Source organism: Geobacillus sp. (assembly GCF_017515625.1).
GTDB lineage: Bacteria > Bacillota > Bacilli > Bacillales > Anoxybacillaceae > Geobacillus > Geobacillus stearothermophilus.
Genome location: NZ_JAFWFM010000065.1, coordinates 1 through 3,350 on the forward strand (window position 1 = coordinate 1; position 3,350 = coordinate 3,350).

Annotated in this window: 1 protein-coding gene and 1 pseudogene; both read right to left on the reverse strand. The window is 53.0% G+C overall.

Annotated elements, in window-relative coordinates; translation table 11 throughout:
• Positions 1-8: 8 nt before the first annotated feature.
• Positions 9-1,559 (reverse strand): IS1182 family transposase, encoded by a 1,551-nt coding sequence (locus tag IKE44_RS04200; RefSeq protein WP_183084396.1) that lies wholly within the window; start codon positions 1,557-1,559, stop codon positions 9-11.
• Between the two features lie 186 nt (positions 1,560-1,745).
• Positions 1,746-3,115 (reverse strand): annotated as a pseudogene (gene fumC, locus IKE44_RS04205) (class II fumarate hydratase).
• Positions 3,116-3,350: the final 235 nt, after the last annotated feature.

The following is a 3,350-nucleotide window of genomic DNA, read 5'->3' on the forward strand; positions in this document are numbered from 1 at the left end:
CCCCTCATTTACGCCACCAAGGACAATTGCTTGTCCCTAGCGGCTTTTTTGAGAAGATTGTGGGCAGCACAAACCAGCCCCCATTCGATGGAAACTTTTTGGAGGCCTCGCAGGACAAAGCGACGAAACCCGCGATTTTGTTTGATTTGCCCAAATACACTCTCAATGTCGGTTTGGCGTTGGCGGTATCGGGCTTGCCCTTCTTCACTCTCCAACCGTTCGCGGGCTTTCTGTTTTTGTTCATGATAGATGGGGTTCCATTGCGTGGTTCGTCCATACTTGGAAGTCGTGCAGGCCGAACGGAACGGACATCCTTCGCATTCATGGCATTGGTAGTGTCGGGTGACCGAGGTGTATCCTGATTCCGTGGTCTGTTTCGAAGTTCCGGTGCGAACCAGCTTTTTCCCATTGGCGCAAATCCAAACGTCTTCTTCTTCCACATAGGTCCAATTCTGCTGATGATGCGGATTTTTCTTGACCTTGCGCGTGTTCTCCTTCTCATACGTATGGTACTTGATCAAGGCCGATATGTGCTTCTCTTCCAGCTTCACGTAGTTCTCTTCCGAGCCATAAGCCGCGTCAGCGATCAAACGTTCGGGTTCCACGCCGTACTTCTCTCGAACGGTCTCCAAATGCGGGAGAAGACAACGAGTGTCGCCCGGCCTCTGATGAAGGGAATACCCCAAAATAAATTGGCCGGAAGAACCCACCTGTACGTTATAGGCCGGCTTGAGCTGGCCGTTTCGCATGTGATCCTCCTTCAACCGCATGAAGGTGGCATCCACATCGGTCTTGGAATAGCTGTTGCGATCCCCGCATACATGGAGTTGGTGTTCATACTTTTCACTGCGGGGCAAGTAGTCCTCCTTCATCTTCTTGATGGCCTTCTTCAACGGTTGGTTGTCCGGCTCGGCCTCCAACCGTTTTTCCCACTCCTCGGTTTTCTTTCGGATTTCTTCTGACGTAAAGGCCGGCGAAGGGTCGATGTCTTCCGCCTTTTCTTCTTCCACGATCGCCTCGATCTGGGCAATCAGCCGATCGACATTGGCTTGGAGTTTCTCCTGGTACTTCTCAGCCGATTTGCGCCAAACGAAGGTGTACCGGTTGGCATTCGCTTCAATTTTCGTTCCATCCACAAAATAATCTTCCATCTTGACATAGCCGTCGGCCACGAGCAGCGTGATCATTTCCCGGAACAGGTCGTCAATCAGGTCTTTCATCCGCTCCGAACGAAACCGATTGATGGAGCGGAAGTCCGGCTTTTGAAATCCACTTAGCCACATGAGGGGAAGGTGGACTTCGAGCTGCCGTGCAATCTCACGGCCATGATACATTTTTTGGGTGTAAGCGTAAAGGAGAATTTTGGTCATCATTTTCGGATGATAGGCGGAGGCGCCCCCTCCTTTGTAGTAAGCAAGAAACGTCTCCATCGGGATGCGTTCAACCATCTCATGAACCACGTGGGCCATGTTATCCCGTGGAATGAGATCGGCGATGTTGCTTGGCAAAGAGAGGTTGTCCATGGTATACTCTTTAAAGGAAATATGATCATGTTTCATAAAAGAATCGCCCTTCTTTCGGTGGTAGTGGTTTTGGTGACTCTATTCTACCAGAAAAAAGGGCGATTCTTCTATATTTGAGGCAAAAAAGTGGGGGCTGATCCCAAAACGCATTCGCGTTTTGGGTCAGCCCCGTTTTTGGCCCGCCTATTCGCTCACGGCTGATCTACCCGTCGTTTTGTGCCGCTAAATCATCTTCTCCGGCCTCACCCATTCTTCGTACTGCTCAGCTGTCACATACCCGGTTTTCAATGCCGCTTCCTTGAGCGTCAACCCTTCGCGATGGCGAGCTTCGCGATTTCCGACGCCCGGTCATAGCCGATATGCGGGCTCAGCGCCGTCACGAGCATGAGCGACCGCTCTACGTATTCTTTCATTTTCGCTTCATTCGCCTCCAACCCTTTGGCGCACCGCTCATCAAACGAACGAATCGCATCGCCGAGCAGCTGCACGGACTGAATGGCGTTATAAGCGATGACTGGCTTGAACACATTTAATTGGAAGTTGCCTTGGCTTGCCGCAAAACCGATCGTGGCGTCGTTGCCGAACACTTGAACAGCGACCATCGTCATCGCTTCGCTTTGCGTCGGATTCACTTTCCCCGGCATGATCGAGCTCCCCGGTTCATTGGCTGGAATCGTGATCTCCCCGAGCCCGGAGCGCGGCCCGCTCGCCAGCCAGCGGATGTCGTTGGCGATTTTCATCAAATCGGAAGCGAGCGCTTTCAATGACCCGTGGACGTAAACAATCTCGTCATGGCTGGTTAACGCATGGAATTTGTTTGTTGCCGAACGGAATGGATAGCCGGTTTGCGCCTTCAGCTGCTCGGCCACTTGTTCGCCAAATCCCGGCGGCGCATTGATTCCGGTTCCGACCGCCGTGCCGCCGATCGCCAAATCAAGCAGCTTCTCACTCGCTTCGGTGATCATGGCCTTGCTTTTTTCCAGCATCGTCCGCCAGCCGGAAATCTCCTGCCCAAATGTGAGCGGCGTCGCGTCTTGCAAGTGGGTGCGCCCGATTTTGATCGTCTTTTCATATTGGCGTTCTTTCGCAGCGAATGTTCCGATCAAGCCATCAAGCGCTGGCAGGAGGTGCGTTTGGATCTTCGTGAAGATCGCGATATGCATCACAGTTGGGAATGTGTCGTTCGAGCTTTGCGACATGTTCACATCATCGTTTGGGTGAATGCGCCCCTCCCCGTCACCTAGCAGCTCATTCGCCCTCCTCGCCACGACTTCGTTGACGTTCATGTTCGTCTGCGTCCCGCTTCCCGTCTGCCAGACGACGAGTGGAAAATGGTCATCCCATCGGCCCGCCAAAATTTCCTCGCACGCGGCCACAATCGCCCGCTGCTTCGCTTCGCTCAGCTTTCCAGCCTGATGGTTCACGATCGCCGCCGCCTTTTTCAGCTCGGCATAGGCATAAATGAGTTCAAGCGGCATTGTTTCTTTGCCGATGCGAAAGTTTTGCCGGCTTCGCTCCGTCTGCGCCCCCCAGTACTTATCAGCCGGCACCTGCACCTCACCGAGCGAGTCGCGTTCAATCCGCACGTTCATTCCATTCTCCTCCTTTGGATATCGCCTTTCCATTTCTAATTTTACCCAAAATCACAATCGACAATGAAACAAATGAGCAGGCAAAACGCCTAACTGAGGTAGCGTCAAAAGTTCTATGAAAACTCCACACAGATCATCCCATTGAGCATCGTGGGGCATGCGGAGGGCCGGATTCGCCCTTGACCAACACCCGCCAAAGGTGCGGAAGAGTCGTCAAGGGCGACGGGGACAAAAA

Excerpts from the sequence above, each read along its gene's own strand:
- IKE44_RS04200 (WP_183084396.1), bottom strand. The coding sequence starts at position 1,559 with ATGAAACATGATCATATTTCCTTTAAAGAGTATACCATGGACAACCTC.